The organism is Streptomyces tsukubensis, from assembly GCF_003932715.1.
Classification (GTDB): Bacteria; Actinomycetota; Actinomycetes; order Streptomycetales; family Streptomycetaceae; genus Streptomyces; species Streptomyces tsukubensis.
Window position 1 is genome coordinate 2,917,422 of sequence record NZ_CP020700.1, and the last position, 26,911, is coordinate 2,944,332.

Sequence of the window (26,911 nt, forward strand, 5' to 3'; positions counted from 1 at the left end):
CCGGGGCTCGCCTGGCCTGTCCCGTACGACCGCGGCGGCGGGGCGGGGCTCCCCCGTCCCGTCCCGCGGCCCGAACTCCGGGCGTCCGGAAGGAGACTCTGCAATGAGCGTCGACTACGACGTGATCGTGATCGGAGCGGGGAACGCGGGCCTGTCCGCCGCCGCCACGCTCCAGCGCGGCGGGCAGCGGACGCTGCTGCTGGAGCGCCACAATGTGCCGGGCGGGGCGGCCACCACCTTCGTCCGGGGGCGTTTCGAGTTCGAGGTGTCGCTGCACCAGCTCGGCGGGATGGGCGGGCCCGCGCCGCTGCGGCAGGTGCTGGACGAGATGGACGTGACCCGGCGGGTGGAGTTCATCGAGGACGACCAGCTGTACCGGACGGTGGTGCCGGGGGTGCTGGATGTGACGCTGCCCGCGGACTGGCAGGGCATCACGGAGGTGCTCGACAGCCACTATCCGGGGCAGCGGGCGGCGCTGGCGGCCTTTCTGGAGCTGGTCCGGGACGTCGGGCTGTGGCAGCTCACCGCCCGCGGCAACCTCCACCGGATCGACGCGGAGATCGAACGGCTGACCGGAATGACGGAGGTCCGGCGGCACGGGCTGCGGTCGTTCCGGGAGGTCCTGGACGACTTCTTCACCGACGAGCGGCTGAAGTTCGTCCTGGCCTCGTACTGGTCGTACAACGGGCAGTTGCCGTCCCGGATGTCGTTCATGGACTTCTCCCGGATCCTGGCGCTGTTCGTGGAGACCAAGCCGTACCAGGTCGTCGGCGGCAGCCAGGCGCTGTCGTACGCGATGCTGGAGTCCTTCACCGAAGCGGGCGGGACGGTCCGCTTCCATACGGCCGTGGAGCGGATCGTCACCCGCGGCGGCCGGGCGGTCGGGGTGCGGCTGGCGGACGGTGAGACCGTGTCCTGCAAGGTCGTGGTCTCCAACGCGCCCGCCACCACCACCTACACCCGGCTCCTCGACCCGGCGGACGTGCCCCCGGCCGTCCTGCGCGATCTGGGGTCGCGGCGGATGGGCGTCTCGGCGACCGCGCTCTATCTGGGGCTCGACGCGCCCGCCGCCGAACTGGGGTTCACCACCGCCGCGAACTTCGTCCACACGGATCTGGCGGAGGAGACCGTGGCCCGGGGGATGCGCTCCCTGGACCCGGCGCCGTTCATCCTGGCGAGCTGCTACGACGTCAAGCCGAACGGCGGCGCGCCGCCCGGCGCCACCCAGCTCAATCTGATCACCCTCCAGTACACGGATCCCTGGGACGCGGTGCCCGTCGCCGACTACCAGCGGGCCAAGTACGCGTACGCCGAAACCATGCTGGAGCTGCTCAAGACGGTCGCGCCCGAGGTACGGGACGTGATCGAAGAGGCCGAGATCGCCACCCCCATCACCATGAAGCGCTATCTGAGCCAGCCCGGGGGCGCGATCTACGGCTTCGACCAGGACGTCACCGACGGCTGGCTGTTCCACGACGACGACATCAAACCCAATGTCCCCGGGGTGGTGCTGGTCAGCAACTGGGTCACCGCCGGTGGCTACAACTCGACCATCGTGACCGCGGCCCGGATGTGCCGCCGGCTGCTGGCCGTCCTCTGAACCGCCGCCCTGTCCCCTCATCCGTCTCATCCGTACTGTCCGGCTCCGGGAACGAGGTCCACTGATGCCACCGTCCGTCAATCCACTGGCCCGGCTCTTCGACGGGGCCGACGAAGTCGTCGAGGAGATCGAACGGCGGGCCGCGGCAGCCGAGAGCGCGGCCGTACGCCATCCGGACGACGCCTGGGCCGAGGCCGCCGCCTACCATCCGACGGGGCTCGCGCTGACCGTGTCCGAGGTCGTCGAGGAGACCGCGACGGCGAAGACCCTGCGGCTGCGGGCCTCCGGCGGCGGCCCCCTGCCGGCCTTTCTCGCCGGGCAGTACATCAGCCTGACGGTACGGATCGGGGAGCTGGTCACCAGCCGGGCGTTCTCCATCTCCTCATCGCCCGCCGAACGGCACCACTACGACCTGACCGTACGGAGGCTGCGGGGCGGTCTGGTGAGCAACCACCTCCTCGACACCACCGTCCCCGGGGCGGAGTTCACCAGCGACGGACCCATCGGGACCTTCTTCCACGACCCCCTGTTCCACGGCGACGACCTGGTGTTCCTGGCGGGCGGCTCGGGGGTGGCCCCGGCGATGAGCATGATCCGTGACGTTCTCGACCGCGGGCTGAACCGCCGGATGACGCTGGTGTACGGCTCGAAGCGGGCGGACGACGTGATCTTCCGCGAGGAGCTGGACCGGATCGCGCGGGAGCGCCCCGATGTGCTGACGGTCCACCATGTCGTCTCGGAGCCGGAGCCCGGGTGGACGGGGGCCGTGGGGCCGCTGGACGCCGCCCTGATCGACGAGCTGGCCGGCCCGTTGAACGGCCGGATGACGTATCTGTGCGGTCCGCCGGGCCGGTACGCCCAACTTGTCGGGCAGCTGCGTTCGCTGGGGCAGCCCCGCCGCCGGATCAGGCTGGAGGCCAACAGCGTCGCCCTGCCGCCGCCCGCGGACCCCCGCTGGCCCGCGGGGGCCGATCCGGCGGGCACGGTCATGGTCACCGTCCGGGACCGCAGCTTCGAAGTGCCGCGCGGACGGCCGCTGCTGGACTCGCTGGAGGACAACGGGCTGCGCCCGCAGGCGTCGTGCCGTTCGGGCGAGTGCGCGCTCTGCCGGGTCAGGGTCTGCTCGGGCGAGGTCTTCCATGCCGAGGAGGCGCGGCTGCGTGCCTCGGACCGCCGGTTCGGATACGCGCACGCATGCGTCGCCTATCCCCTGGAGGACGTGGAACTCGACTTCTGAGTTTCCCGGGACACCCGGGAAAACCGGGACACCCGAGAAACCCGGAAAACCCGCCACCGGAAACATAAAGCCATAAAACTTAAAAACAATCGCATACCTCTTGGTGTCCCCGCGGAAATATGCTTTGCTTGACTTCTGGCCGGATCGTTGAATCCAGGGAATGAATCAACCCCCTCGGGGATTCCCTTCCGCGCCCTTCACGGGGATTTCCTCGATAGCTCCCCGCTGCGCCAAAAACTTCGAATAGGAGGCTTATCCATGTCCTCTGACCTGCGTAAAGTCATTGTCGATGCACTGCGCGACATGCATTTCGAGGTGTCTTCGGTCACCGATGAAACCCCGCTCGGCGACGGTGGACTCGAACTGGAATCCCTCTCCGTCGCCGAGCTGGTGATGCAGCTCGACAACCAGGGCGTCACCTTCTCCGACGAGGAGATGGAGACCCTGCCCAGCCTGACCTTCGGGGAATTCGTGGCGGAGGCCGCGCGCCGTTCGGCCGGATAGGAGAAATCCACGGGCGAGCACGGGAACCACCCGAGAAACAGCGGGACAACGGGAATCGACGGGACCGGACGGACGAAGGAGAGACGACGATGCCGGAGCAGGCGGGCGCGATCTGTGTCGTGGGCCTCGGTCCGCGCGGCCTCGCGGTGTTCGAGCGGCTGTGCGCCAACCACCCTCCGGGGCGGGCCCTTGCGGTCCATGTCGTCGACCCGTACCCGCCGGGGCCGGGGCGGACCTGGCGGACCGGGCAGTCACCGCATCTGCTGATGAACACGGTGACCTCCCAGGTCAGCCAGTTCACCGACGACAGCGTGCCGTGCGCGGGCCCGGTGCGGCCGGGGCCCAGCCTGTACGACTGGCTCCGGCGGCCCGGCACCGGGGACCGTCCCGGGCCCCGGGCCGAATGGGCGGAGCCGGAGCACCTCGGACCGGACGACTACCCTTCCCGGGCCCGCTACGGCCGCTATCTGGAGTGGGTCTTCGGCCGGCTGGTGGCCGAAGCCCCGGCCGGGCTCACCGTCACCGTCCACCGGGCCACCGCCGTCGCGCTCGACGAGGACACCGGCGGCCAGAGCCTCACCCTCGACGACGGCACCCGGATCACCGGCCTCGACGCCGTGGTGCTCACCCTCGGCCACGGCCCGGCGGAACTCTCCGGCGAGGAGCGGGAGCTGGCCGCGTACGCCCGGGAGCACGGGCTGCGCTACCACCCGCCTGCCAACCCCGCCGACCTCGAAACCGGCCTGGAAGCCGTCGAATCCGGGGAACGGGTCGCCCTGCGCGGCCTCGGTCTCGCATTCTTCGACCTGATGGCGCTGCTCACGGAGGGCCGCGGCGGCAAATACGTCCCCTCCCCCGCGCCCGAGGGCGGCCTCCAGTATCTGCCGTCGGGCCATGAGCCCGTGCTGTACGCGGGATCCCGGCGCGGAGTGCCGTACCAGTCCCGCGGGGAGAACCAGAAGGGCGCGGCGGGCCGGCACGAACCGCTGTTCCTCACCCTGGACGCGGTCCGCCGGATCCGGGCCCGCCCCGGGGCGACGTTCCGGCGGGACGTCTGGCCGCTGCTGTCGGCGGAGGTCGCCACCGTCTACCACCGGGCGCTGGTCGCCCAGTGGGCCGACGCACCCACCGCCGACCGCTTCCTGGCCGAGTATCTGGCCGCGCCCGCCGCCGGACGGACCGCGGTCCTGCGCCGCTACGGGGTCCGGGCCCAGGACGAATGGAAGTGGGAGCGGGCCGAACGCCCCTGGGGCCGCCGGGTCTTCACCGACCCCGGGAAGTTCAACCGGTGGCTCGCCGCCCATCTCCGCGAGGACGTCCGGCACGCCCGCGGCGGAAACCTCGACGACCCGCTGAAGGCCGCCCTCGACGTACTGCGCGATCTGCGCAACGAGGTACGGCTCGCGATCGACCACGCGGGCATCACCGGCACCTCCTACCGCGACGAGGTCGTCCGCTGGTTCACCCCCCTCAACGCCTATCTCTCCATCGGCCCGCCGCCGTCGCGGGCCGAGGAGATGGCGGCCCTGATCGACTGCGGGCTGCTCACCGTCGTCGGCCCCCGCACCCGGGTCCGCCGGGACCCCGGCGGGGCCGGTTTCCTCTTCGGCTCCGACGCGGTCCCCGGCTCCCAGATCCGGGCCACCACCCTGGTGGAGGCCCGGATCCCCGACCCCGACCTGCGGCGGAGCACCGATCCGCTGCTGCGCCGGATGCTGGCGGCCGGCCAGTGCCGCCCGTACCGGATACCGGATCCGGACCCGGGCAGCGAGGGCGGTGACGGGTACGAGGGCTACGAGACCGGTGGTCTGGAGGTCACTCCGCGGCCCTACCGGGTGGTGGACGCGGCGGGGGTGCCCCATCCGCGCCGGTTCGCCTTCGGGGTGCCGACGGAGAACGTCCACTGGGCGACGGCGGCCGGGATCCGCCCCGGCGTCGGCTCGGTGATCCTGGAGGACGCGGACGCGGTGGCCAGGGCGGTGCTGGGGCTATGAACGACACGGTCACCAGCTTCGACCCCGAACTCCTCGAACTCCCCTTCTACGACGACGGGCACCGGCGCCTGGCCGGCGAGATCGGCGTCTGGTGCGACAGCTACCGCGAACTGTGGGACACCGTCCGGCGGACCGACCCCGACGAGGCCGGGCGGCGGCTGGTCGGAGTCCTCGGCGAGGACGGCTGGCTCTCCGGGCTCGACCCGGCCGCCGCCCCGTCCGGACTGCCCGGTGACATCCGGGCGCTCTGTCTGGCCCGGGAGGCCCTCGCCTACGCCGAGGACCTGGCGGACTTCGCGTACTCCATCCAGTCCCTGGCCGCGACCCCGATCATCCGGCACGGCACCCCCGAACAGCAGAAGCGGTTCCTGCCCTCGATGGCGGACGGCTCGCTGATCGGCGCCTTCGCGGTCTCCGAACAGGAGGCCGGATCGGATCTCGCGGCGGTCGCGCTCGCCGCCCGGCGCACCGGCGGCGGCGACTGGGTCCTCGACGGCCACAAGGCGTGGATCGCGCACGCCACGATCGCCGGACTGTACGTGGTGATCGCCCGCACCGGCGAAGGCCCGGGCCCGCTGGGGCTGACCGCCTTCCTGGTGCCCGCGGGAACGCCCGGGGTGCGCGTCGGGCAGAAGCTGGACGCGATCGCCCCGCGCTCCTTCGGCCATCTCGTCTTCGAACACTGCCGGCTGCCCGCGGACGCGGTCCTCGGCCGGCCGGGCCGGGGCTTCGTGGTCGCCGTCGAGCTGCTGGACCGGTTCCGGATCACGGTCGGCGCGGCCGCCTGCGGCTTCGGCCGCCGGGCCGCCGACGCGGCACTCGCCCGAACCCGGAGCCGCCGGGCCTACGGCGGCACCCTGTACGACCTCCAGCTGGTCAAGGCCCGGCTCGCCGATATGGAGATCGGGCTGAACGCGGCCGCCCTGCTGGTGGCGCGGGCCGCCTGGGAGTGCGACCGGGGCAGTCCGGGCTTCGGACGGCACGCGGGCATCGCCAAGGTGCACGCCACCGAGACCGCGCAGCGGGTCGTGGACGAGGCGGTCCAGCTCTTCGGCGCCGCCGGGGTCGTCAGGGGCGGCGTACCCGAGCGCCTCTACCGGCAGATCCGCTCGTTGCGCATCTACGAGGGCGCGAACGACGTGCTGCGGCTGGCCGTCGCCGACGCCCTCGACAACCGGCGGGCCGCACTGGCGGGCTGACGGCCCGGCACCGGAACCCCTGTCCGGAACCCCTGTCCGGAACCCCTGTCCGGGACCACCGCCGGGGACATCCACCGATGCGAAGGAGACGACGTTGTTCACCGCGTTCATCGCGTGCACCGCGTGCACCCCGTGCAGGGCAGCCAGCCCGTGCCGCCCGGCCGACGCGCCCCGGCCCGGCGAGGAGCAGCACTGATGGCGAGTCTGCCCGGGCTGTGGCTGCGCCACGAGACCCGCCCCACCGAGTCCCGGACCCCGCTGGTGCCCGCCGACGCCGCGCAACTGGTGGCCCGGGGCGTGCGGATCACCGTGGAGGAGTCGCCGCAGCGCGCCGTCGAACTCGGCGAGTACGTCCGGGCGGGCTGCGAGACGGCGCCCGCGGGCAGCTGGCCGACGGCCCCCGGCGACACCTACGTCCTCGGACTCAAGGAGCTGCCCGACGAACCGTACGCGCTGCGCCACCGGCACATCTTCTTCGGCCACGCCTACAAGGGCCAGCCCGGCGCCCGGGCCCTCCTCGGCCGGTTCACCGCGGGCGGCGGCGCCCTCCTCGACCTGGAGTACCTCACCGACGACGAGGGGCGCCGGGTGGCGGCCTTCGGCTACTGGGCGGGCTATGTCGGGGCCGCGCTCGCGGTGCTCCACCGGCGCGGGACGCTGAAGACCCCGCTGCGGACCATGGACCGGGTCGAGCTGGACGGGCTGCTGCGGGCCGGGCTGCCCGAGGAGTCCGGCGGCGGCGAGGCGCTGGTGATCGGGGCACTGGGCCGCAGCGGACGGGGCGCCTGCGATGCACTGGAGACCGCCGGGCTGACCCCGGTCCGCTGGGATCTGGCCGAAACCCGCGATCTGGACCGGGCGGCGCTGCTGCGCCACGGTCTGCTGGTGAACACGGTGCTGGTGACCCGCCCGGTGACACCGTTCCTGACCCCGGCGGATCTGGACGCCCCCGGCCGACGGCTCTCGGTGCTCTCGGACGTCACCTGCGACGCGGGCTCGGAGTGCAATGTCCTGCCGGTGTACGACTCCGTCACCTCGTGGGAGCGGCCGGTACGGCGGCTGCGCGGCGGGCCCCCGCCGCTGGACCTGATCGCCATCGACAATCTGCCGTCGCTGCTGCCCGCCGAGGCGAGCCGCGGCTTCTCGGCGGATCTCTGGCCGCAGCTGCTGAACCTGCCCGGGCCCGGGGCCTGGGGCAGCGCTCCGGACTGCCCGGCCTGGTCGCGCACGCTGCGCCGGTTCACCGAGGCCGTACTCGCCGCCCGTGTTGAGGAGGAATCCCGTGAACCGTGAACCGCGCAGCCGTACCCCCGAAACCCCGCCGCCCGCCCCCACGAGCGGTGTCGTCCACTGGGTGGGGACCGGTCTCTCCACCGGCCGCAGCGGGCTCGGTCTGCTCTGCGACCGGGCCCGGCAGGTGGTGCTGTGGGACCGTACGGCCGACCGGGCCGCCCGCCGGCTCGCCGCCCTCGGGCTGACCGGCCGGGCCGGGGCCCGCGGGCTCGAACCGGGCGCCCTGGCGGCCGCCGTGGGCCCCGGCGACGTGGTGGTGTCGATGCTGCCCGCGGCCGAGCACCCGGCGCTGCTGGACCTCGCGGCCGGGCGCGGCGCCCATTTCGCCTGCACCAGCTACACCTCGCCCGAACTGGACCGGGGCGCCGCGGCGGGCGCCGGGCGGGGTCTTGTGGTGCTCACCGAGGCCGGGCTCGACCCGGGCATCGACCATCTGCTGGCGCACGCCCTGGTGGACCGGGCCCGGCAGGCGGTGGGCGACCGGGCGGCGACCGCCGTCTTCACCTCGTACTGCGGCGGCCTCCCGGCCGTGCCCAACGATTTCCGCTACCGCTTCAGCTGGGCCCCTTACGGGGTGCTGGCCGCCCTCGGCACCCCGGCGCACTACGCCGAGGACGGCGCCTGGCGCACGGCCCGGCACCCGTGGCTCGCCACCCGGACGCTGACGCTGGCCGGGGAGGACTTCGAGGTCTACCCGAACCGCGACAGCGAGCCGTTCGCCGCCCAGTACGGCTTCCCGGACCACTGGCGGCTCGGCGGCTTCGTCCGGGGCACCCTGCGCAATGCGGGCTGGCGGGCGGCCTGGTCGGAGGTGTTCGACACGGTACGGGCCGGGGACGAGGGCCGGACCAGGGCGCTGGCGAAGCAGCTCGCGGAGCGGTATCCGACGACGGAGGCGGACCGGGACCGGGTGGTGCTCCATGTGGCGCTGGAGGTCACCGACCCGGACGGGACGCCCCGCTGGCGGGGCTCCCGGCTGCTGGACCTGACCGGGACGGCGGCGGAGAGCGCCATGGCCCGCTGTGTGTCGCTGCCGCTGGCGCTGGGGGTGGTACGGGTCCTGGACGGGGCGCTGCGCCCCGGGCTGAACCGGGCGGCGGAGACGCCCGCGGAGGCCGCCGCCTGGCTGGAGGCGCTCGCCGGACACGGGCTGACCGCGGCCGCGGAGGAGTCCACGGCCGCAGGCAACCCGGGCACCTCCAGCGCCCCCGACGTCTCCGGCGGCACCGCCGATCCGCTACGTCCCGCGTCCCGCACCGAGCGCGGTGCCCCGCCCGAAGGAGAGGTCCCCCATGGCGCATGAGCCCATACGCTCCGGTCCGGCCCACTACCGCTGCCTGGGAGTGGGCGCCGGGCCGGCCAATCTGAGTCTGGCGTCGCTGCTGCACGGACGCCCGGAGGTGAACCACCTCTTCGTCGACCGCAAGGAGCGGTTCACCTGGCACGACGGGCAGCAGCTGCCCGGGAACACCCTCCAGGTCTCCCTCTTCAAGGACCTGGTGACCCTGGCCGACCCGGGGAACCCGTACTCGTTCCTTTCGTACCTCCACGAGCACGGCAGGCTGTACCACTTCCTCAACGCGCAGTTCGACGCCGTCCCGCGCTCCGAGTTCCGCAACTATCTGGAGTGGGCGAGCCGGGTCAACGGCAACGTCGTGTTCGGGGAGTCCGTCCAGGAGGTGTCCTTCGACGGGGTGTTCACGGTCGTCACGGACCGGCGGACGGTCACCGCGGACAATGTCGTCGTCGGGGTCGGCAGCCGGGCGTGGGTGCCGCCCCGGGCCCGTGGCACGCTGGGCCCCACCCACTTCCACGTCAGCGACTACGCGACGGCAGGCCGCGATCTGTCCGGCCGCCGGATCGTGGTGATCGGCGGCGGCCAGTCGGGGGCGGAAGTCTTCCTGGACCTGGTCTCCCGCCCCGCCGGTGAGCTGCCGCGGCGGGTCTCGTGGATCTCCCGCCGGGACAACTACTTCCCCATCGACGATTCGCCGTTCACCAACGACTACTACATGCCGTCCTACGCCGACTACTTCTACGGTCTGGACCGGGAGACCCGGCACGCCTTCAACGAGCGGCACGTCCTCACCAGCGACGGCATTTCGGAGAGCACGCTGCGCGATGTCTACCAGCGCGTCTACCTCCACCGCTTCGTCGAGGGCAACGTCGACCTGGTCGGGCTGCACCCGGGCCGCGAGGTCCTCGACGTCGCCCCCGGCGTCTACGGGGGCTGGCAGGTGTCGGCCCGCCACAACGACCATCCGGACTCCACCGAACTGTTCGAGGCGGACGTGGTGATCTGGGCGACCGGCTTCCGGCCCACCCCGATGGACTTCCTCGCCCCGGTCGCGGACCGGCTGGAGCACGACGGCGACGAACTGCGGATCGACGAGGACTACGCGGTGTACTGGGACGGCCCCGAGGACCGGCGGATCTTCGTCCAGAACGCGGCGCGCGGCCAGCGCGGCCTCGCGGACCCCAACCTCAGCCTCAACGCCTGGCGGAGCCGGCGGATCGCGGACCGGCTGAGCAAAGTGGCGGGCAACGAGCAGATGCCGTCGTTCATCGAGTGGGCGTCGAAACCGGGCCCCCGCGCGGGAGGCGCATCGTGACCGGGCCCGGCGCCCGGCCCGGGCCCACAGCCCGTACGGACGCCTCGGCAACGGGCACATCGGCAGGTGAGACGGACGTGGCCGTGGTGGGCGCCGGGGTGATCGGCACCCTGATCGCCCGGGAGCTGATCGCCGCCGAACCCGGCACCTCGGTGACCGTCCTGGACCGGGAGCTGATCGCCGGTGGCGCCTCCCGCCGCTCGGCGGGCCTCCACTTCCCGCGCGGCGCGTCCCCCGCGGTACGGGCGATGGCCGCCGAGAGCCAGCGGTACTGGGCGGAGCTGGCCGCGGCCCGGCCGGAACTGCCCGTACACCCGCTGCCGATGACGGTGGTCGCGTCCCGCGGCGCGGAGGCCGAACTGCGGGAGGCGTATCTGCCGGAGGCCGGTCTGCGGCCGGCCCGGGGACTGCCGCCGCAGCTCACCGCGGTGCCCGAGGGGTCGGCCTGCTGGACCGGGGAGGGCTGCCAGTACGCGGACGTGCCCGCGCTCACCCAGGCCGTCGCCGCCGAACTGCGGCCCCGGGTCCGGTTCCTCGAAGGGGTGGGGGTGACCGGTGTCGCCCCGGGCCCGGCGGGAACCGTACTGACCCTGGGCTCCGGCGGGACGCTGACCGCGGCCCGTACCGTGCTGGCGCCCGGCCCCTGGACGGCGCACCCCGCCTGGCGGGAGCTGCTGGCGCCGCTCGGGATCCGGGTGAAGAAGATCGTCGCCCTCCATCTCGAACTGCCGCCGTCGCCGGACGACGGCGCGATCGTCTTCCACGACGAGGACGCGTTCCTGCTGCCGTACCGGCACCGCGGGCACTGGCTGTTCAGCTACACCTGCCGGGAGTGGGACGTCGACCCGGACGCCGTGGACCCCGGGGTGTCCGCCGTCCACCGCGCCGAAGCCGTCGCGGTGCTGCGGCGGTACGCGCCCGCTCTCGCGGACCGCTGTGTGTCGGGCCGGGTGTTCTGCGACGCCTACAACCCGGCCGGAGGACCGCTGGTCCGGCCGCTGACCGGCGACGGAACGCTGCTGTTCGCGGGCGCCGCCGGGGGCTCGGGCTACCGGCTGGCCCCGGCGATCGCCGCGGAGACCGTACGCCTGCTGACGAAACGGCCCGCGGGCCGTCCCCCGAGCACCGCCGACCTCTCCCCGAACCGGAACCAGGGGCCATCATGATCATCAGCCGTTATGACGAGAGTGTGCTGCACGAAGCGTTCGGCATCGGGATGAGCGGTGTCGAGGGGCTGGGGGTCGGCGCGGGCTGGGGCCGGGTGGCGCCCGGGCAGTCGTCGGCCGCCCACCAGCACGACGAGACCGAGTTCTTCGTGATCGTCGAGGGCCGGGGCGAGTTCACCGTCGACGGCCGCCGCCACCCCGCCGAACCGGGTGTCCTCGCCCTCTTCGAACCCTTCGAGACCCATGTCCTCACCAACACCGGCTCCACCGACCTGGTCTTCCTCACCCAGTACTGGCGGGACGCCCGACGGGCCGTCGTCTCCTCCGGCGACCGGCGGCGGACGGCCTTCGGGGACCGGCCGGTGTTCGTGTTCTCCACCCCGCCGACCCCCAACGGCGATCTCCATCTGGGCCATCTCTCCGGCCCCTATCTGGGCGCCGACGCCTATGTCCGCTTCCAGCGGATGAACGGCACGGACGCCTGGCATCTGACCGGCAGCGACGACTACCAGAGCTATGTGGTGGACGCGGCCCGGGCCCGCGGCGAGAGCCCGGCCGAGACCGCCGCCCACTACAGCGCCGAGATCCGCCGCACCCTCGCCCTGATGGACATCGTCCCCGACCAGTTCACGGTCACGGACACCGCGCCCGGCTACCGCGACGGGCTGCGGGACTTCTTCTCCCGGCTGGTCGCGTCGGGGCGGGTGTCCGTCTCCGAACGGGACGCCCTCTTCGACGCCGTCACCGGGGACTATCTGTACGAGGTCGACGTCAGCGGCGGCTGTCCGGGCTGCGGTGCGGGCACCGGCGGCAATATCTGCGAGGAGTGCGGCGAGCCCAACACGGTCGCGGACCTCACGGCGCCGCGCTCCGCGCTGTCGGAGGCGGAGCCGCTGCGCCGCCCGCAGGCCCGCTGGTCGCTCCCGCTGCACGATTTCGGTCCCGAGGTCGCCGAACACCATCGCGCGGGCCGGGTCCCGGCCCGGCTCCGGGAGCTGGCGGCCCGGCTGTTCGCCCGGCCGTCGCTGGACGTCCCCGTCAGCCACCCCGCCGACTGGGGCGTACCCCCGGCCGAACAAAGCACCGGTGCGGACGGCACCGACGGGACCGACGGGCAGGTCGTCTGGGTCTGGCCGGAGATGAGTTACGGATTCCTCCACGGCATCGAGGCCCTGGGCGGCCGCGTCGGCCGGGAGTGGCGGGCCGCCGCACCCGACGCCGACTGGAAGATCGTCCACTTCTTCGGCTACGACAACAGCTTCTACCACGCGGTGCTGTACCCGGTGCTCTACCGGCTCGCCCACCCCGGCTGGCGGCCCGATATCGACTACCACGTCAACGAGTTCTATCTGCTGGAGGGCGCCAAGTTCTCCACCAGCCGACGGCACGCGATCTGGGGCAAGGAGATCCTGACCCCCGAATCCGTCGACGCCGTCCGCTACTTCCTCGCCCGCACCCGGCCGGAGGAGGAGCGCACCGACTTCCGGCGCGCCGCCTTCGAGCAGACCGTCGACTCCACCCTGATCGGCGGCTGGCAGCGGTGGCTGGGCGGGCTCGGGGAGCGGATCGCGAAGGAGTACGGCGGCAGCGCACCCGACGCCGGGACCTGGACGCCGGAGCACTCCGCGTTCCTGGCCCGGCTCGGCGCCCGGCTCGCCGCCGTCACCGGCGCCCTGCGCTCCGACGGCTTCTCCCTCAACCGGGCGGCCGCCGAACTCGACGGGATCGTCGAGGACACCCGCCGCTTCTCCCGGCAGGAGTCCCCGACCGCGCACGACGAAGCGTGGCGCTCCGAGTCCCGTACCGCGATCGCCCTGGAACTGGCCGCGGCCCGGCTGCTGGCGCACACCGCGGTACCCGTCATGCCCCGCTTCGGAGCGAAACTGGCCGCGGCCCTGGGCCTGCCGGAGCCCGCCGACTGGCCCACCACCGTCGAACTCGTCCCGCCGGGCGCGGAGATCCGCCTCGCGGACACCGTGTTCTTCCACCCCGCCACGGCGCCCGGGGAGGGTGACCGATGACGGAGGGAACCCTGGGGCGGATCGTCTCCGGCCCCCCGGACCGCGGCGGGCACATCGCCTTCGCCCGGCTGACCCGTACGGAACGGCTCCCCCTCACCGAGCTGTACCGCCGCTCCGGGCTGGTCGCCCGGCTCCTGCTCGACCACGGCGTACGGCCCGGCGACCGGATCGGGATCCTCGCCGCCAACGGCCCGGAGTGGGTGCTGCTCGACCTGGCGGCGCTGCGGATCGGGGCGGAGACCGCGGGCTTCGAACCCGGCAAGTTCACCCCCGGTGGACTCGTCGCACGGTACGGCCTGCGGCTGCTGTTCACCGACCGGCCCGAGGCGGCGGGCGTACCCGGGGCCGTATCGACGGACGAGGTCGCGGCCGCCGCGGACGGGCCCGGCGACGGCGGCCCGCTGCCGCCCGTCACCTGGGGGCCGGAGTCCGTCACGACCGTCAAGTTCACCTCCGGCAGCACCGGCGAGCCCAAGGGCCTCGGAGCCACCGCGGGCAGCGTCGACAGCTCCCTCCGGGCCGTACAGCAGATCTTCCACCACGGGCCCGGGGACGACCTCTTCGTCTTCCTGCCGCTCTCCCTGCTCCAGCAGCGCTACTGGGTCTACTCGGCGCTGCTGCACGGGCACGATGTCACCGTCTCCACCTACGAGGCGGCGTTCGCGGCGCTGCGCCGGGTGCGGCCCACGGTGGTGATGGGCGTGCCCGCGTTCTTCGAGACCGCGAAACGGCAGATGGAGAACCGGCTCCGGCGGTCCGGCGCCACCGGCGGACAGGAGCTGCGGGACGCGGGCCGGGCCGTGTTCGGTGACCGGATCCGCTATCTGTGGACGGGGTCGGCGCCCGCGTCCCCCGGCGTGCTGCGCTTCCTCACCGAAGCCGGACTGCCGATCTACGAGGGGTACGGGCTCAACGAGACCTGCATCGTCACCAAGAACCACCCGGGGGCCCACCGGGAGGGCAGCGTCGGGCAGGTGCTGCCCGGCAAGGAGGTGCTGATCGGGCCCGACGGCGTCGTCTCCGTCCGCAGCGACCACCCCGTCAACGACCACTACGCCTATGCCGCCCCCGGCGACTCGGAGAAGATGTTCCGCCCCGGCGGTGTCGTCCGCACCGGTGATCTGGGCCGGGTCGACGAGGACGGCTTCCTCTGGATCCAGGGCCGCGCCGACGACGTCATCGTCCTCGACAACGGGAAGAAGGTCGTGGTCCGGCCGGTGGAGGAGGCCCTGCGGGCCGATCCCGCGGTCGCCGAGTGCGTGGTGTTCTGCCCCGGACAGACCGAACTGGTCGCCGTGGTCTCCCCGGCCGCGGTCCCCGCCGACCGGACCGCGATCTCCGCCCATCTGGAGCGGACGAACGCCCGGCTCGCCGCCGACGAACGGATCAGCCGGGCGGTCGTCGCGGACGAGCCGTTCTCCATCGGCAACGGCCTGCTCACCTCGCAGTACAAACCGAGACGTGCGCGGATCCTCGACGCCTACCGCGCCGCCGTCCACGACCCCTCGGAGGGAATCCATGCCCGTTGACCTCGCGTCCCTCGAATCCACGGCCCGGGAGCAGCTCTGTGCCGTACTGCTGCGGCCGCCGGCCCCCGCGGCACTCGACCTCGACGCCGACCTGGTCGGCTCCTACGCACTGACGTCGCTCAACAAGGTCCTCTTCCTGACCGAGCTGTGCGAGGCTACCGGCGTCGACCTCGCCCACTTCACCGAGGACGACCTCGAAGGGATGCACACGCTGCGACACGTCACCGAAGCACTGGCCCGACACTCGACCGAGGGGAATCCACAGGCATGAGCTGGGCGGAACAGGCGCCGGCCGTTCTGGAGAACGCGTACGTACGTCTCCACCCCGTGACCGAGGACGACCGCGAGGGCGTCCGGGCGGTCGCGATGGACCCCGCCATCTGGCGGTACTTCGTGGCCGCCGTCCACGACGACAACGATTTCAAGGTCTTCTTCGACACCGCGCTCGCCGACACCGCGGCCGGGCGCCGGATCGTGTTCGTCGTCACCGACAAGGAGTCGGGCCGGATCGCGGGCAGCATGTGCTACGGCAATCTGGCCGAGGCGGACGCCCGGCTGGAGATCGGCTGGTCGTGGCTGGGCCGCGATTTCCGCGGCAAGGGCGTCAACCGGCAGGTGAAGTGCCTGCTCCTGGAGCACGCCTTCGAGCGGCTGGGCGCGGAGCGCGTCGAGTTCAAGACCGACGTCCTCAACGAGCAGGCCCGGCGCGGGCTCGTGAACATCGGCGCGACGGAGGAGGGCGTGCTGCGGTCCTTCAACTACATGCCGGGCGGGCGGCGCCGGGACGCGGTGTACTACAGCATCCTGAAGGCGGAGTGGCCGGGCGTGAAGGAACGGCTCACCGCGGCGGACTGACCCGGCCCGGCCCCGGCCGCCCCCGCACCGGCCTGCACGGCACAGCACAGCACAGAACAGCACGGCACAGCACGGAACAGCACGACAGTCACCGGCCGTGCGCCGTACGGCCGGTCCCGACCTCCGAGGAGGCGTCCCCCTCGTGTTCGACTCCCTGCTTCTGAAGAAGTTCAACAGGATCCGCGCCCGGAACCTCGGCTACGAGTCCCCGCTGACCGGCTGGGACGCCTTCGTCGACTCCTCGGAGTACGAGGAGCGGACCTTCCGCGACGGCGAGGAGCTGAACAAGGTCGTCGAGGCGTCGTACGTCGACTTCATGGGCGGGCCCCGGACGGTCGCCGCGATGGGCCGGTTCGCCCGGCGCTTCCCGCGGACCGGGACCCGGATCCTGTCGCTGCTGACGCCGCATCTGTTCCGCTGGCTGGTAGGGCCCATGGAGCGGACGGGGCCGGACCGGATGCGGATCACGAACTGCACCTTCCTGACGAGTACGTCGCCCGGAATGTGCCACCGGCTCTGCAAGGTCCCGACGGAGAAGTACTTCACCGAGAAGGTGTTCATCCCGCTGACGCTGGTGCCCGATGTGAAGGCCGCGACCTGCGAGGTCACCTTCACCCCGTACACGCCTCCGGAGCGCCGCGCTCCGGAGGCGTGAACGGCGGCGCCGTTCAGCGGCGGCCGCGGAGCCTCGCCCACGGGGTGAAGGTGAAGACGGCGCCGCCCAGCAGGACCACCGATCCGGCGACGAGGGCGAGGGCGCGCAGGGTGCCGTGGTCGCCGCCGCCGGTGTCGGCGAGCCCGCCGCCGCTCGTGGTGGGCCCGCTGTCACCGCCGCCGGTGGTGGTGCCGCCGTCCTGCTGCTGCGTGGCCAGTTCCAGGGAGACGGCGGCGGTGCCCTTGACCGTGCAGGGGATGACGATCTTCTGGCCGCCGAGGGTGACGTCGATGGTCAGCTTGCCGGGGCTGAGGGTGGACCGGCCGGTGGCACCCGGTTGGTACGTGCCCTTCAACTCACCGATCCCGACGGGCTTCCCCGCCTGGACGGGTTCCTTGTTGGGCTCTCCGACGACGGTGACCGTCCCCCGGTCGGCGCCTTGGACGACGACGTTCATGGAGCCCTTCATGGCGCCCGCGGGCAGCGGGGCGGGGCTGTTCATCACGGAGTCGCCGGTCTTGACGGTGAGCGCGTAGTCGCCGCCCTGTTTGCGGGCGTTGACGGTGATCGGGGCCTGGATGCTCGCCGGGCCGGGGGGCGTACAGGTGTAGGTGGTCCGGACGGTCTTCCCGGGAAAGTCGACGGGCCCGGTACCGCCGCCGGTGCTGCCGCTGCTTGTCGTGGAACCGCCCGTACTGCCCCCGCTCGTCGTGGCCCCGCTCGTACTGCTCCCGCTCGTCGTGGCCCCGCTCGTACTGCTCCCGCTCGTCGTGGTCCCGCCGGAACCGGAGGTCGTACCCCCCGAATCCGTACCACCCCCGCCCGCGGTCACTCTGATCCTCGCGGCGACCGGCACGGTCTCCTTCGGGGCGCATTTGGTGTCCGTGGAGATGGGCCGGTTGACGTTGATCGTGTACTTGTCGGGGGTCAGGGTCAGCTCCCCGGCCGTCCGGAGTGTCAGCTTCGCCTTCATATCGGAGAGCACCATGGGGCTGTTCTTCGGGATCGCCGGGTTCTGCCGGGGCCCCTCCACGTTCAGCGTGCCGGTGGCCGCCCCGCCGAGCGTGATCGTGCCGCTGGGTTTGACGGTGTCCTTGCCGAGGTCGAGGACGTCGGGGTTCTTGGACGCGGCCTGGACGGTCTTCCAGACGATCTCCACCTCGTCGCCGACCTTCGCCTCCGCGGGCGCGGTGATCAGCGCCTTGGTGGTGCCCCGTACCGGTGGCAGCCCCGAGATCGCGGGCGGGATGCACTCCGTGGCGTACGCCGCCTCGGCGGCCCCGGCGGGCCCCGCGGTCAGCACGAGCCCCGCGCCGCCGAGCATCAGCGCGACCGCGGCCGCGCTCGTCCTCCGTCGACTGCTCACGATGGTCCCTTCGTCGTGGGTCGGGTACTGGACGGTGCGGAGTCGGGGGTGAACCACGGCAGGGCGCCGGGTACGGGTTCATCGGCGGCAGGGGCGGCCGGGCGCCTGCGGCGGAACAGGGCCGAGGCGGCGGCGCGGTGGCGGCCGGGACTGGTCGCGGCGGGGGCGGCCGGGCGGAACCGGTCGACGACTGCCATGCCGGTACGGAACAGGGCCGCGGGGACGACGACCGCGAGCAGCACCCAGAAGAACGTGACGCCCCACGGCCGTCCGACCGCCCACGGCTGCCCGGCGATCACCTTGCCGCCGTAGCGGACGGAGACCTCGTAGTCGCCGTGGGCTCCGGCGGAGAGTTCGACGGGCAGTTCGACGAGTGCCTTCCCGCCGGGCGGGATCGTGCCGCGCCACTGCCGCTCTTCCCACTGCGGTGCGTAGACGCCGTGGGAGGTGCCGAGGTCGAAGACGGGGTCCTTGACCGGGGTGGTGCCTAGATTGCCGACGGTGAAGACGAGCCGCCGCGACGGCGGGGCGCCGAAGAACACCAGGACACCCGAGTCCCCTTCGAGGCGGGTGGTCGCCAGGACGGCGAGGCGCCCGGTGCCGGCCGGTTCCGGGAGGGGGGCGGTGGGGTGTCCGGTGATCGCCAGTTCGGCGTCGGCGGTGGCGCGTTCACCGGTGGCCGCGGCCACGTGGACGACGCAGGGGCAGGGTTTCGGCGGTGCGGCGACGGCGAGCCGGAGGCTGAAGGCGCCGCGGGCGTCGGTGGTGACGGCCCGGCCCGCGGCGTTGGCGCAGGAGTTGGTGCCGCCGATCATGTTCTGGCCGCAGACGAGCAGGGTGAGCAGGGTGGCGGGCCGCCAGCCGGTGCCGCTGACGGTGAGTTCGGCGCCTTGGGCGGCGCGGGGTGCGGAGAGCGTCACCGCGGGTTTCTCCCGGGCGGCGGCGGGCGCGGCGCCGACGGCTGCGGCGACCAGCAGGGCGAGCAGGGCCGACAGGGCGCGCGTGGTCACGGGTTCGCCTCCGTCGCTCGCGGGCGGGTGCGGGAGCGGCGCAGGCGGCGCATCCCGACGAAGAGGAGCACGACCGTGCCGGTGAGGGCGGCGGCGAGCGCGGGCCGGGATACGAGGGTGGTGGACGCGGTGGCTTCGGCGCGGGTGCCGGGCCCCGCGGTGGCGGTGACCTGGACGGAGACGGAGTCCAGGAAGGGGCGTTCGCCCCAGGTCTCGGTGCGGGTGACGCGGTGGCCGGGGCGGAGTTCGGCGGGGGTGGTGCGGGCGGTGCGGCGGTGGGCGGTGCCGAGGAGCCCGTCGGCGGAGAGTTCCACCCGGGGCCGCAGGACGGTGTTGCCGCGGTTGACGAGGGTGTAGCGGACGGTGGGTCCTTCGGTGCTGACGTCCTCGACGGAGAGCGCGGCGACGGCGGGGCCGGTGATCCGGAGGTGGAGCCGGACGGCGGCGGTGCGTCCGGCGGGGCGGGTCGCGGCGGCGGTGACGGCCGTGGTGCGTTCACCGGGTGGTGTGCCGGGCGGGACGGTGACCGTCAGGGGGATGTCGGCGCGGGTGCGCGGGGGCACGGTGACGGTGGTCGCGGCGAGCGCCACCCAGGCGCCGGTCCCGAGCCGGACGGTCAGGGGTGCGGTGCCGGGGTTGGTCAGGGTCAGCCGGTCCTCCAGTACGGCGCCGGGCGCGCCCTCCGCGTAGACGTACGGCCGTCCGCCGCCGGGCGCGGGCGCCAGGGTCCAGTCGGGGGCGGCGTGGGCGGGCGTGCCGAGGAGACCCGGCAGCAGGACCGCCAGGGCGGCCGTGCGCAGGCGGGCCGCCATGGTTCAGGCGGCGGTGCGCCGGGCGCCGCGGCGGGTCAGCCAGAGGACTCCGGCGACACCGGTGAGGACGACGGTTCCGCCGAGGGTGGCGAGGGCGGCGGCGGAGTCGAGGGGCCCGGTCCTGGGAAGTTCACTGCCGCCGGCTGCACTGTCCTGCTCCCCGCCCCCACCGGCCGCCGTCACATCGAGTTCCAGTGCGGGCCCGGGGTTGTTGGTGGGTTTGCAGAGCGTCTTGGTGCCGAGGGCCGTGATGGTCAGTTCCCCGGCGGTGAAGGTGACCTTGCCGCTCTTCTCCGGGGTCCAGGTCCCGGTGAGCCTGCCGATGGTGATGGGCGAGTTGGCGGGCACCGCCTGCGGATTGGGCACCCCCTTGACGGCGACCTGCCCGGACCCGGCCCCGCCGACGGTGAGCCGGGCGCTCGGATTCATGGCGCCCTTGCCGAGTTCGATGGGGCTGGACGAGACGCCCTTCTCGAAGGACATGGTGATCCGGTAGCCGCTGCCGCTCTTCTCGGCCGTGATGCCGACGGGCGAGACCGCGCTCTTGACGCCGATGGGCGTTTCGCAGCGGTAGTTCACGTCGACGACGGCGGCCCGTGCGGCGGGGGCGGCGAAGAGCACCACCGGCCCGGCAACCGCGGCGACCGCGAGAGCTGTCCGTATCCGGTACATCACCTCGTGCCCCTTCCAACAGAACTGACGGAACATCAGATCGCCGGTCAAGGTACGCCCGGCACCCGATGGAAGGAAGACACAGAGCGCGCCTTGTTGACGCGCCCTCCAAAAGAATCGTTCCGACGTTCGGAAGTTGCAGCGATGGGAGCGGATCCATTCCGTCGCCGGAGGAGATCAGGCTGCACCGGCCGGGACAGGCCCACATCCCGGACACCGACCAGGAGCCATAGGCGGCTCCCCGGGTCAAGCAAGGAAGAGAGAGGCCCGCTCGTCCAACTCGTTGGCTGCGGTGACGCCGCGACTCTTGAACTGGGCGAGACTTTTACGCATGTCCTGCACCGCGCGGCGGGTCCGCACGGACCGTACCCCGGCCATGCTGTCGAGGGCCCTGCCCCAGGTGCTGCACGCCTGCTCGATTCCGCCCTCGGCGAGTTCCATCTTGGCCTGTGCGACGAGGTCGAGCGCATGGATGCGGGCGTACGTAGTGGACGGCCTGCTCGCAGCGGCTGCCGCATAATTCTCGGCGGCACCCCTGCGGTCGCCGAGCCGGGAGAAGACTTTCGCCGAGCGGGAGTTGACCGTGGCGCGGGCCGGGCCCCAGGAGCGCGCCCAGTACGGCATGTCGTCACTGTCGGCCGCGTCGAGGAGATCCCGGGCCCGTTGGACAGCCCGCACGGCGGGGCGACGCTGGTTGGTCGCGGCCAAGCCGTGAGCATGGGTGACGGTGAAAAGGGCTTCGGTCGCGGCATCCAGGCGGCCGACGACGCGTGACAACGCCGTCTCGGACAGGGCAAAGGTCTGAGAGGGATGCCGGAGCTTCATGCCCTGCTGGGCCAGGGTCCGCAGGACGAACGCGTCGTGGCCGACGATCCCGGACTCGACGGCGAGGGCGTACGACTGGTGGTAGTACCGCTGCGCGAGCCCCTGCTCCCCGGCGTCGTAAGCCTTCCATCCGGCGAGGTGCACGCCGACCGCCGCTGCCGACAGCATCTGCCGACGGTCCTCGTGGGTGCGGAACGAGCCCCGGCACAGGGCAGCCACGTCGGAACTGAGGTACTGGATCAGAGCGGAGCGTCCGTGCCGGCCTCCGTGGCGTTCGTCGATCTCGGTGAACATGCTGATCATGTCGCGGACGGCGGCGACCTCGGCGCTCCCGGCAACGGCGCCGCGGCGGACAGCGGCTGTGCGCTCGGCTCCCTCACCGACGTACTCCAGCGGCAGGTGCATGGCAGCAACGGAATATGCCGAGGTGGCAAGGAATTTACGACGGTCCAAGTCAGCCCTCCACACCCGCGCGAGGACACGCATCGGGTCGGGGCCGATGATCAGCCCGAGGCCCGGATCGGATTCGTCCATCGACCGTAACCCGAGTTCGGCAGGGGAGTAGATCCGTCCCGTCTTGCGGAACAGGGCCTCGCAGACGAACGCGGCGGTATCGCCGTCGGGTTCAGCCCCCCGCAACCACTTGTGCACCGTCGAGGGGTTCGTCCTTAGATGCACTCCGACTTCGGCCGCTGCCCGAACCACACCGCGGGCGAGTGCGTCGAACGTCATACCTGCGTCGGTGATGGCTGCCTCTAGCTGCCGGTTCGTCACGGCATTGGCCATGGCCTGTCCCTTTCTCAGTACCGGGTGGCGGTAAACACGGTAAAGACGCCGGACGCTTCTCAGCGGAGACTTCGGAAATCGAACGCCGGTTGACTTGATGTCGGCCGCCCTGGCCCGAGCCGATGCGGCTCGGGGCAACCCCCGGGTGGCTGAATCCGAATGCTGCCGCCCTGACGGCCCCCGCCGTCCGGAATCAGCAGCCCTTGCGACCGGGAGAGCGGGCCGTGACAACCCACCAACCGATCAGAAGCGTACCGATCGTGCGGCCCACGACGGTTTCGCTGCCGTACGAGCCGCAGTCCGCCTCGGCGGCCCGCCGACTCGTACGCGACGTACTCGCCGACTGGGAACTGGAGCACTTATCCGATGACGCCGAACTCGTCGTCACCGAACTGGTCTCCAATGCCACCAAGACCGGATGCCGCACCTCCATGCTGGTCAGCGCGGCACGGGTAGACAACCGGGCCGGCCGGGTCGTGCGGTTCGCGGTGCGGGACGGCTCCCGTACCCTGCCGGTCCTGATCCCCCGGGCAACCGGCGACTCCGGCCGGGGCCTGGCCCTGGTGGACCACCTCGCCGCGTTCTGGGGCGTCGACATGGAGCCCCACGGCAAGACGATCTGGGCCGACCTCCGGGTGGATCGGACGTGAGCGCCCGGCACCGGGGCGAGCAGCGCGACTCTCTCGGCGACGCCCTGACCGCCCTGGGGATCCTCGGTCACACGATCGCCCTCGGTCTGTTGACCGACCTGATCGTGAACCACGACCGGGCTGACGCCGTGGAGCGTGCTCCCTCGGCCGCCGCGCCGGACAACCCGGCCTTCTGACCGCCCCTGTTCTCCCCGCCCGCGCCGCCGCCTACAGCCTGCCGGACGGAATCCGTCGCACCGAAGGAGCTTCGCCATGCCACAAACCGCCGCACCGCCCCCGGAAGGCCCGCAGCCTCCGCCGTCGTGCCCGACCCCGTCCGTCACCATCGCGTTCAGTGGGCCGGACAACGTGGGCAAGACCAAGCAGATCGGCATCCTGGCTCGCAGGATCGGCCCGGCGGCCTGCGCCACGGGTCGGCTGGACGACTACGACCCGCGCTGGAACGCAATCAAGACCGCGGGCATGGGTGCCTGGTGGTTCGGACGCGGGGCAATCGAGGAGGTAGCCGATGTCCTGGCCTGCTCCTACCTGGAACGTTCCCGCCGGGGAGTCACCGCACCGGTACGACTGGTGGACCGGGGCATCCCCATGCTGGAAGCCTCCCTCGCCGCCACAGTCGCAGTACGCGAACGTCTGACGGCGGACCAGGCCGCCGACCGGGCACGGATCCTCCTGGAGCCCCTCCGCCGACCTACGGGCGGCGGAGGCCGTCGAGCACGGCATCGTGCTGCTCCACGACGAGGACCTCGCAATCGGAACCTCACGCAGCCTCTCCCACGAGCGACATGTCACCCCGTCCTATGCGGACTACCAGCGGCACCTGCACTTACAGATGCACCGTCTGACCGGTGAGGGCAGGTGGGGGAAGGCGGTCGTGATCGGTGAGCGCCGGGTGATGGCCGTGCAGGACGAGATCCGCCGACACCTGCACCCGCTCACACCCCTCGTCCCGCCCGGGGCGCTGGCGGGCTTGCGGGTCGTAGCCCTTGGGGGGATGTCGGAGAGTGGCAAGAGCACGGCCGGCGAGTACCTGCGGAACCGGCACGGATACGGCCGTCTCAAGATCGGATACCTGATCGAAGATGCGGCCCACCGGGCAGGCATTGCCGACCCTTACCAGATCCCGTCCGTGGTTCGGGCCGAGCTGCTGGTCGACGGCCTCGACCGATACTGCGCGGCCCACCACTTCCTGAACCAGGTGACCATCGAATCCCTGCACGACCAGGACGCGGCCTCCGAGCTACGGCGGATGCTGGGCGGCCAACTGAACATCGTCTACCTGGACACCACCCCCGAGCTCCGGGCCGAACGCGGCACCGCCGGGCCGAACGACGTCGCGGCTCGCGACGTGGTCAAGGCCCGGCGAGGGGCGGCCCAGATCGCCTCCTTCGCGCACGAGGTCATCGACAACAATGGCAGCCGCCTGCAACTGGAACGACGACTCGACGGGATCGCGCTGGCCCACCGCCGTCCACCGCGAAAGCCGACCACCGTGCCGGTGAACGCGCTGGGCTTACCCGTGCACCTGGAGTCCTATCTGTCCGCGCTGCTGGACCGCACCACAGTCCAGCAGCCACCCGTAATCGACCTGCTCGCGGTTACCGGCAGCGGTGCGCGCGGCAAGTACCAGCACGGCTGGTCCGACCTGGACGTTTTCGTCATCGCCGGCCAGGACAGCATCCCCGCCCTCCGCCGGGCTCTGGCCGAACTGGAAACCGAACTCGGCGGGGTCAAGCTCGGTCTCACAGTGCTGACCGAGGACGAGTGCCGCACCGGCGCCGTCACCTCCCGGCTGCTGCACGTTCTCGCCTTGATCGGTTCGGGCGCTCTTGCCCCGCTGTGGTGCCGTCCCGGCCTGGCTCTCCCCGTCCCGGACGCTGCCACCGACGTCGCCGCCGCCGTCGAGTCCGGGGTGCAGGCCGCTGTCGAGATCCGCCGCCAGCTCCTCAAGGGCGCCACGGACCTGCGGGCCCTGTTCAAGATCACCGCACTGCTGGCCAAGGTGATGCTCCGTTTCGAGGGCACCGAGTGCGCCTCGGACAACGACGCCCTGGCCGTCTTCCTGGACCGCGACCCGGCCGTTGAAGCCGCCCTTGGGCTCGAAGCCCGCGAGGACCGGGACAAGGCGGTGGAGCTGGCCACCATCGTGCTCGGCCACTGGCTGGCCACCCTCGCCCTCCCCACGAGCCGCGCATGAACTCCCCTGCCGCTCCGCGGCCGGTCTTCCGCAAGGCCATGGACCCGGCGAAGGCCGACGCCGAGATCCGAGGCTGGCAGGCCGTCGCCCGCGTCCTGCCGGTGCCCGAGTTACTGGGCCGCACTGAACTCCCGGACCGGCACCTGGTGGCCTACGAGGACGTGTTTGCAGGCGGCCGGTGCAGCTCTCTGCTGGGCGATCTCATCGCCACCGCCGACCGCGACCGCAAGGCCCTGCCCAAGCTCACCACGCTGATCGACGCCGTCTGCGACAGCTGGTTGGCCGGCATCTCCGACACGGGCCGGGCCGAGCCGCTGGAAGCCTGTGTGCCCGGCCTCTACCTGGACCGCATCCGTCCCGGGGGCCGGATCGACACCTGGTACCTGTCCGACCGTCTGAGCGTCCCGGCACCGCGCACCGGCACACCGATCCCGCTGAGATCCCTCACAGGCCACGACTTCGTCGTCAACACCATTCCGCTGCAGTTCGACCTCCCGGCCGCTGTTCGGCAGGCACGGGAGACTCTCACTCCGGGCAGCCGCTGGACCACCGCTCTCACCCAGGGCGACCCGACAGAGCCGAACATCGCAGACCCGCTGTGCTGGCTCGACTTCGAGTACGCCGGCCGGAACGCCGTTGCGGGGGAGATCGCCGTCCTCCTCTGGTATCTGCTCGGTATGGGCGGCTGGCTCGTGCCGACCTACCAGCCGGACATATACGACCGCACTCTGCCGCTCCACCTGCCGCCCATCGCCACCCCTCGGCTGGAACACTACGGCTACGACGAGCGCCACCACCGCCTGGAGATCCGCTACAGCTGGCTGGTCGGGACCGGGCGCCAGGCAGCGATCGCCCGTCTGCTGGAGCGCGTGCGGACCGACCTCGCACCGGCCTCCGGTCTCGGATCGGAACGCCTCCTCTCCCAGCTCCGGCACTTCCTCACCGTGCGCATACTCGGGGTGGTCCCGCCCTGCCTCCTGAGCGGCGACGACTTGCTCCTGCTGCTGGCCAAGCTGGCGGAGATCCAACATCCCGACACCGTCGGTGGAGTCTTCACCCATACCCGGCCCGTCCTGACGACCGGCCCCGGCGATTGGACAGTTGATGACGACAACCACACGGTTTGACCGGTCCATTGCCGTGCTCCCGCTCCAGGGCAGGGTCGCGCTGGTCACTGGTGGAGCCACCGGCATCGGCGCCGCAATCAGCCGGGCTCTGGCAGCCGCCGGGGCCGATGTCGCCGTCAACCACCTCGCCCAGATCTCCGAGGCACGGGCGGTCCTCGGAGATGTACACCGCGAGGGGCGCACAGGCATCGAGGTCAGTGCCGACCTCACCGACCCCGACGCCGTCATTGCGCTGGCCGATCAGATCGAATCGGAGCTCGGCCCGATCGGTGTCCTCGTCAACAACGCGGGCACTTACCCTCGTACCCCGTGGGACGAACTCGGCGAGGACCAGTGGGCCCGCGCCATCGAGTCCAACCTGACGATCCACTACCGCGCCTGTCGGGCCGTCATTCCCAGCATGGCTGACCGCCGATGGGGCCGGATCGTCAGTATCGGCAGCATCAACGCCCGCGCCGGGCGCCCAGGACTGACCGCCTACAGCACCGCGAAGGCCGGACTGATCGGCCTCACACGTTCACTGGCCAGGGAACTCGGTCCCGCCGGAGTCTGCGTGAACACTGTCCTGCCCGGCGCCATCCAGGTCGAAGCGGAGAACTGCCTGCCCGCCCACCACCGCGCCCGGCCTCAGGACCAGATCCGCCGCCAATGCGTCCAGCGCCGGGGACGCCCGGAGGACGTCGCCGCCGCGGTCGCTTTCCTCGCCGGCCCCAGTGCGTCCTTCGTCACCGGCCAGTCGTTGCACGTCGACGGAGGCTGGCTCCTCCACTGACCGGACCGTCCCCACCGAACAGAAAGCAG

The 26,911-nt window shown here is 72.1% G+C and carries 24 protein-coding genes; 19 read left to right on the forward strand and 5 right to left on the reverse strand.

Features of this window, described 5'->3' with window-relative positions; translation table 11 throughout:
* Nucleotides 1-103 precede the first annotated feature (103 nt).
* The 14 genes from B7R87_RS11170 (at nucleotide 104) to B7R87_RS11235 (ending at nucleotide 16,665) form a co-directional block, all read left to right on the forward strand.
* Nucleotides 104-1,600, forward strand: coding sequence for a phytoene desaturase family protein (locus B7R87_RS11170; RefSeq protein ID WP_006348927.1), 1,497 nt, complete (start codon nucleotides 104-106; stop codon nucleotides 1,598-1,600).
* Between the two features lie 64 nt (nucleotides 1,601-1,664).
* Complete coding sequence (locus B7R87_RS11175) at nucleotides 1,665-2,837, forward strand: 2Fe-2S iron-sulfur cluster-binding protein (RefSeq protein ID WP_006348926.1); 1,173 nt, start codon at nucleotides 1,665-1,667, stop codon at nucleotides 2,835-2,837.
* Nucleotides 2,838-3,095: 258 nt separating this feature from the next.
* A complete protein-coding gene (locus tag B7R87_RS11180; protein ID WP_040916097.1) occupies nucleotides 3,096-3,341 on the forward strand; it encodes a hypothetical protein in 246 nt (81 codons plus the stop codon).
* Nucleotides 3,342-3,430: 89 nt separating this feature from the next.
* Entirely contained in the window at nucleotides 3,431-5,335 is a 1,905-nt protein-coding gene (locus B7R87_RS11185; RefSeq protein WP_006348924.1) for an FAD/NAD(P)-binding protein, read from the forward strand.
* On the forward strand, nucleotides 5,332-6,534 hold the full coding sequence (locus B7R87_RS11190) for an acyl-CoA dehydrogenase family protein (RefSeq protein WP_006348923.1): 1,203 nt from the start codon (nucleotides 5,332-5,334) through the stop codon (nucleotides 6,532-6,534). The genes B7R87_RS11185 and B7R87_RS11190 overlap by 4 nt, the downstream gene beginning before the upstream one ends.
* Nucleotides 6,535-6,729: 195 nt before the next feature.
* On the forward strand, nucleotides 6,730-7,827 hold the full coding sequence (locus B7R87_RS11195; protein WP_006348922.1) for a saccharopine dehydrogenase: 1,098 nt from the start codon (nucleotides 6,730-6,732) through the stop codon (nucleotides 7,825-7,827).
* Nucleotides 7,817-9,130 (forward strand): saccharopine dehydrogenase C-terminal domain-containing protein, encoded by a 1,314-nt coding sequence (locus B7R87_RS11200; protein WP_130585038.1) that lies wholly within the window; start codon nucleotides 7,817-7,819, stop codon nucleotides 9,128-9,130. The genes B7R87_RS11195 and B7R87_RS11200 overlap by 11 nt, the downstream gene beginning before the upstream one ends.
* Nucleotides 9,120-10,439: a lysine N(6)-hydroxylase/L-ornithine N(5)-oxygenase family protein gene (locus B7R87_RS11205; protein WP_006348919.1), complete on the forward strand. Its 1,320-nt coding sequence runs from the start codon at nucleotides 9,120-9,122 to the stop codon at nucleotides 10,437-10,439. The genes B7R87_RS11200 and B7R87_RS11205 overlap by 11 nt, the downstream gene beginning before the upstream one ends.
* A 77-nt stretch (nucleotides 10,440-10,516) precedes the next feature.
* Nucleotides 10,517-11,605, forward strand: a complete 1,089-nt coding sequence (locus B7R87_RS11210) for an NAD(P)/FAD-dependent oxidoreductase (protein ID WP_006348918.1) — start codon at nucleotides 10,517-10,519, stop codon at nucleotides 11,603-11,605.
* Nucleotides 11,602-13,626 carry a class I tRNA ligase family protein gene (locus B7R87_RS11215; protein ID WP_006348917.1) on the forward strand — a complete coding sequence of 675 codons (2,025 nt, stop codon included), beginning with the start codon at nucleotides 11,602-11,604 and terminating at the stop codon, nucleotides 13,624-13,626. The genes B7R87_RS11210 and B7R87_RS11215 overlap by 4 nt, the downstream gene beginning before the upstream one ends.
* A complete protein-coding gene (locus tag B7R87_RS11220) occupies nucleotides 13,623-15,155 on the forward strand; it encodes an AMP-binding protein (RefSeq protein WP_006348916.1) in 1,533 nt (510 codons plus the stop codon). The genes B7R87_RS11215 and B7R87_RS11220 overlap by 4 nt, the downstream gene beginning before the upstream one ends.
* Nucleotides 15,145-15,426, forward strand: a complete 282-nt coding sequence (locus tag B7R87_RS11225; protein ID WP_006348915.1) for a hypothetical protein — start codon at nucleotides 15,145-15,147, stop codon at nucleotides 15,424-15,426. The genes B7R87_RS11220 and B7R87_RS11225 overlap by 11 nt, the downstream gene beginning before the upstream one ends.
* Nucleotides 15,423-16,010 carry a GNAT family N-acetyltransferase gene (locus B7R87_RS11230; protein WP_006348914.1) on the forward strand — a complete coding sequence of 196 codons (588 nt, stop codon included), beginning with the start codon at nucleotides 15,423-15,425 and terminating at the stop codon, nucleotides 16,008-16,010. Before B7R87_RS11225 ends, B7R87_RS11230 begins: the two co-directional genes overlap by 4 nt.
* Before the next feature lie 142 nt (nucleotides 16,011-16,152).
* A complete protein-coding gene (locus B7R87_RS11235; RefSeq protein WP_006348913.1) occupies nucleotides 16,153-16,665 on the forward strand; it encodes a beta-carotene isomerase domain-containing protein in 513 nt (170 codons plus the stop codon).
* A gap of 13 nt (nucleotides 16,666-16,678) precedes the next feature.
* Here B7R87_RS11235 and B7R87_RS11240 read toward each other — a convergent pair whose 3' ends face one another.
* The 5 genes from B7R87_RS11240 to B7R87_RS11260 form a co-directional block, all read right to left on the reverse strand.
* Nucleotides 16,679-17,989, reverse strand: a complete 1,311-nt coding sequence (locus B7R87_RS11240; protein WP_006348912.1) for a hypothetical protein — start codon at nucleotides 17,987-17,989, stop codon at nucleotides 16,679-16,681.
* A gap of 38 nt (nucleotides 17,990-18,027) precedes the next feature.
* Nucleotides 18,028-19,041: a neocarzinostatin apoprotein domain-containing protein gene (locus B7R87_RS11245; RefSeq protein WP_006348911.1), complete on the reverse strand. Its 1,014-nt coding sequence runs from the start codon at nucleotides 19,039-19,041 to the stop codon at nucleotides 18,028-18,030.
* Entirely contained in the window at nucleotides 19,038-19,853 is an 816-nt protein-coding gene (locus tag B7R87_RS11250) for a hypothetical protein (RefSeq protein WP_130585039.1), read from the reverse strand. Before B7R87_RS11250 ends, B7R87_RS11245 begins: the two co-directional genes overlap by 4 nt.
* 3 nt (nucleotides 19,854-19,856) lie before the next feature.
* Nucleotides 19,857-20,525, reverse strand: coding sequence for a hypothetical protein (locus B7R87_RS11255; protein WP_006348909.1), 669 nt, complete (start codon nucleotides 20,523-20,525; stop codon nucleotides 19,857-19,859).
* A 246-nt stretch (nucleotides 20,526-20,771) separates the two neighbouring features.
* The gene (locus tag B7R87_RS11260) at nucleotides 20,772-22,136 is read right to left on the reverse strand and encodes a hypothetical protein (protein WP_006348908.1); all 1,365 of its coding nucleotides are present in this window, start codon (nucleotides 22,134-22,136) and stop codon (nucleotides 20,772-20,774) included.
* 260 nt (nucleotides 22,137-22,396) lie between these two features.
* Between B7R87_RS11260 and B7R87_RS11265 the strand changes: the two genes are divergently transcribed.
* The 5 genes from B7R87_RS11265 to B7R87_RS11285 all read left to right on the forward strand — a co-directional run bounded on the left by B7R87_RS11265 (nucleotide 22,397) and on the right by B7R87_RS11285 (nucleotide 26,882).
* On the forward strand, nucleotides 22,397-22,786 hold the full coding sequence (locus B7R87_RS11265; RefSeq protein ID WP_006348907.1) for an ATP-binding protein: 390 nt from the start codon (nucleotides 22,397-22,399) through the stop codon (nucleotides 22,784-22,786).
* Nucleotides 22,783-22,962 carry a hypothetical protein gene (locus B7R87_RS11270; RefSeq protein ID WP_040916090.1) on the forward strand — a complete coding sequence of 60 codons (180 nt, stop codon included), beginning with the start codon at nucleotides 22,783-22,785 and terminating at the stop codon, nucleotides 22,960-22,962. Before B7R87_RS11265 ends, B7R87_RS11270 begins: the two co-directional genes overlap by 4 nt.
* Nucleotides 22,963-23,510: 548 nt before the next feature.
* Nucleotides 23,511-24,983 (forward strand): DEAD/DEAH box helicase family protein, encoded by a 1,473-nt coding sequence (locus tag B7R87_RS11275; protein WP_006348906.1) that lies wholly within the window; start codon nucleotides 23,511-23,513, stop codon nucleotides 24,981-24,983.
* Nucleotides 24,980-26,110, forward strand: coding sequence for a hypothetical protein (locus B7R87_RS11280; RefSeq protein ID WP_006348905.1), 1,131 nt, complete (start codon nucleotides 24,980-24,982; stop codon nucleotides 26,108-26,110). The genes B7R87_RS11275 and B7R87_RS11280 overlap by 4 nt, the downstream gene beginning before the upstream one ends.
* Nucleotides 26,088-26,882, forward strand: coding sequence for an SDR family NAD(P)-dependent oxidoreductase (locus tag B7R87_RS11285; protein WP_045853056.1), 795 nt, complete (start codon nucleotides 26,088-26,090; stop codon nucleotides 26,880-26,882). The genes B7R87_RS11280 and B7R87_RS11285 overlap by 23 nt, the downstream gene beginning before the upstream one ends.
* Nucleotides 26,883-26,911: the final 29 nt, after the last annotated feature.

Coding starts and splice junctions, on each gene's coding strand:
- B7R87_RS11170 (WP_006348927.1), top strand. CDS start 104: ATGAGCGTCGACTACGACGTGATCGTGATCGGAGCGGGGAACGCGGGC.
- B7R87_RS11175 (WP_006348926.1), top strand. CDS start 1,665: ATGCCACCGTCCGTCAATCCACTGGCCCGGCTCTTCGACGGGGCCGAC.
- B7R87_RS11180 (WP_040916097.1), top strand. CDS start 3,096: ATGTCCTCTGACCTGCGTAAAGTCATTGTCGATGCACTGCGCGACATG.
- B7R87_RS11185 (WP_006348924.1), top strand. CDS start 3,431: ATGCCGGAGCAGGCGGGCGCGATCTGTGTCGTGGGCCTCGGTCCGCGC.
- B7R87_RS11190 (WP_006348923.1), top strand. CDS start 5,332: ATGAACGACACGGTCACCAGCTTCGACCCCGAACTCCTCGAACTCCCC.
- B7R87_RS11195 (WP_006348922.1), top strand. CDS start 6,730: ATGGCGAGTCTGCCCGGGCTGTGGCTGCGCCACGAGACCCGCCCCACC.
- B7R87_RS11205 (WP_006348919.1), top strand. CDS start 9,120: ATGGCGCATGAGCCCATACGCTCCGGTCCGGCCCACTACCGCTGCCTG.
- B7R87_RS11215 (WP_006348917.1), top strand. CDS start 11,602: ATGATCATCAGCCGTTATGACGAGAGTGTGCTGCACGAAGCGTTCGGC.
- B7R87_RS11220 (WP_006348916.1), top strand. CDS start 13,623: ATGACGGAGGGAACCCTGGGGCGGATCGTCTCCGGCCCCCCGGACCGC.
- B7R87_RS11225 (WP_006348915.1), top strand. CDS start 15,145: ATGCCCGTTGACCTCGCGTCCCTCGAATCCACGGCCCGGGAGCAGCTC.
- B7R87_RS11230 (WP_006348914.1), top strand. CDS start 15,423: ATGAGCTGGGCGGAACAGGCGCCGGCCGTTCTGGAGAACGCGTACGTA.
- B7R87_RS11240 (WP_006348912.1), bottom strand. CDS start 17,989: ATGCTCGGCGGCGCGGGGCTCGTGCTGACCGCGGGGCCCGCCGGGGCC.
- B7R87_RS11250 (WP_130585039.1), bottom strand. CDS start 19,853: ATGGCGGCCCGCCTGCGCACGGCCGCCCTGGCGGTCCTGCTGCCGGGT.
- B7R87_RS11255 (WP_006348909.1), bottom strand. CDS start 20,525: ATGTACCGGATACGGACAGCTCTCGCGGTCGCCGCGGTTGCCGGGCCG.
- B7R87_RS11260 (WP_006348908.1), bottom strand. CDS start 22,136: ATGGCCAATGCCGTGACGAACCGGCAGCTAGAGGCAGCCATCACCGAC.
- B7R87_RS11280 (WP_006348905.1), top strand. CDS start 24,980: ATGAACTCCCCTGCCGCTCCGCGGCCGGTCTTCCGCAAGGCCATGGAC.
- B7R87_RS11285 (WP_045853056.1), top strand. CDS start 26,088: ATGACGACAACCACACGGTTTGACCGGTCCATTGCCGTGCTCCCGCTC.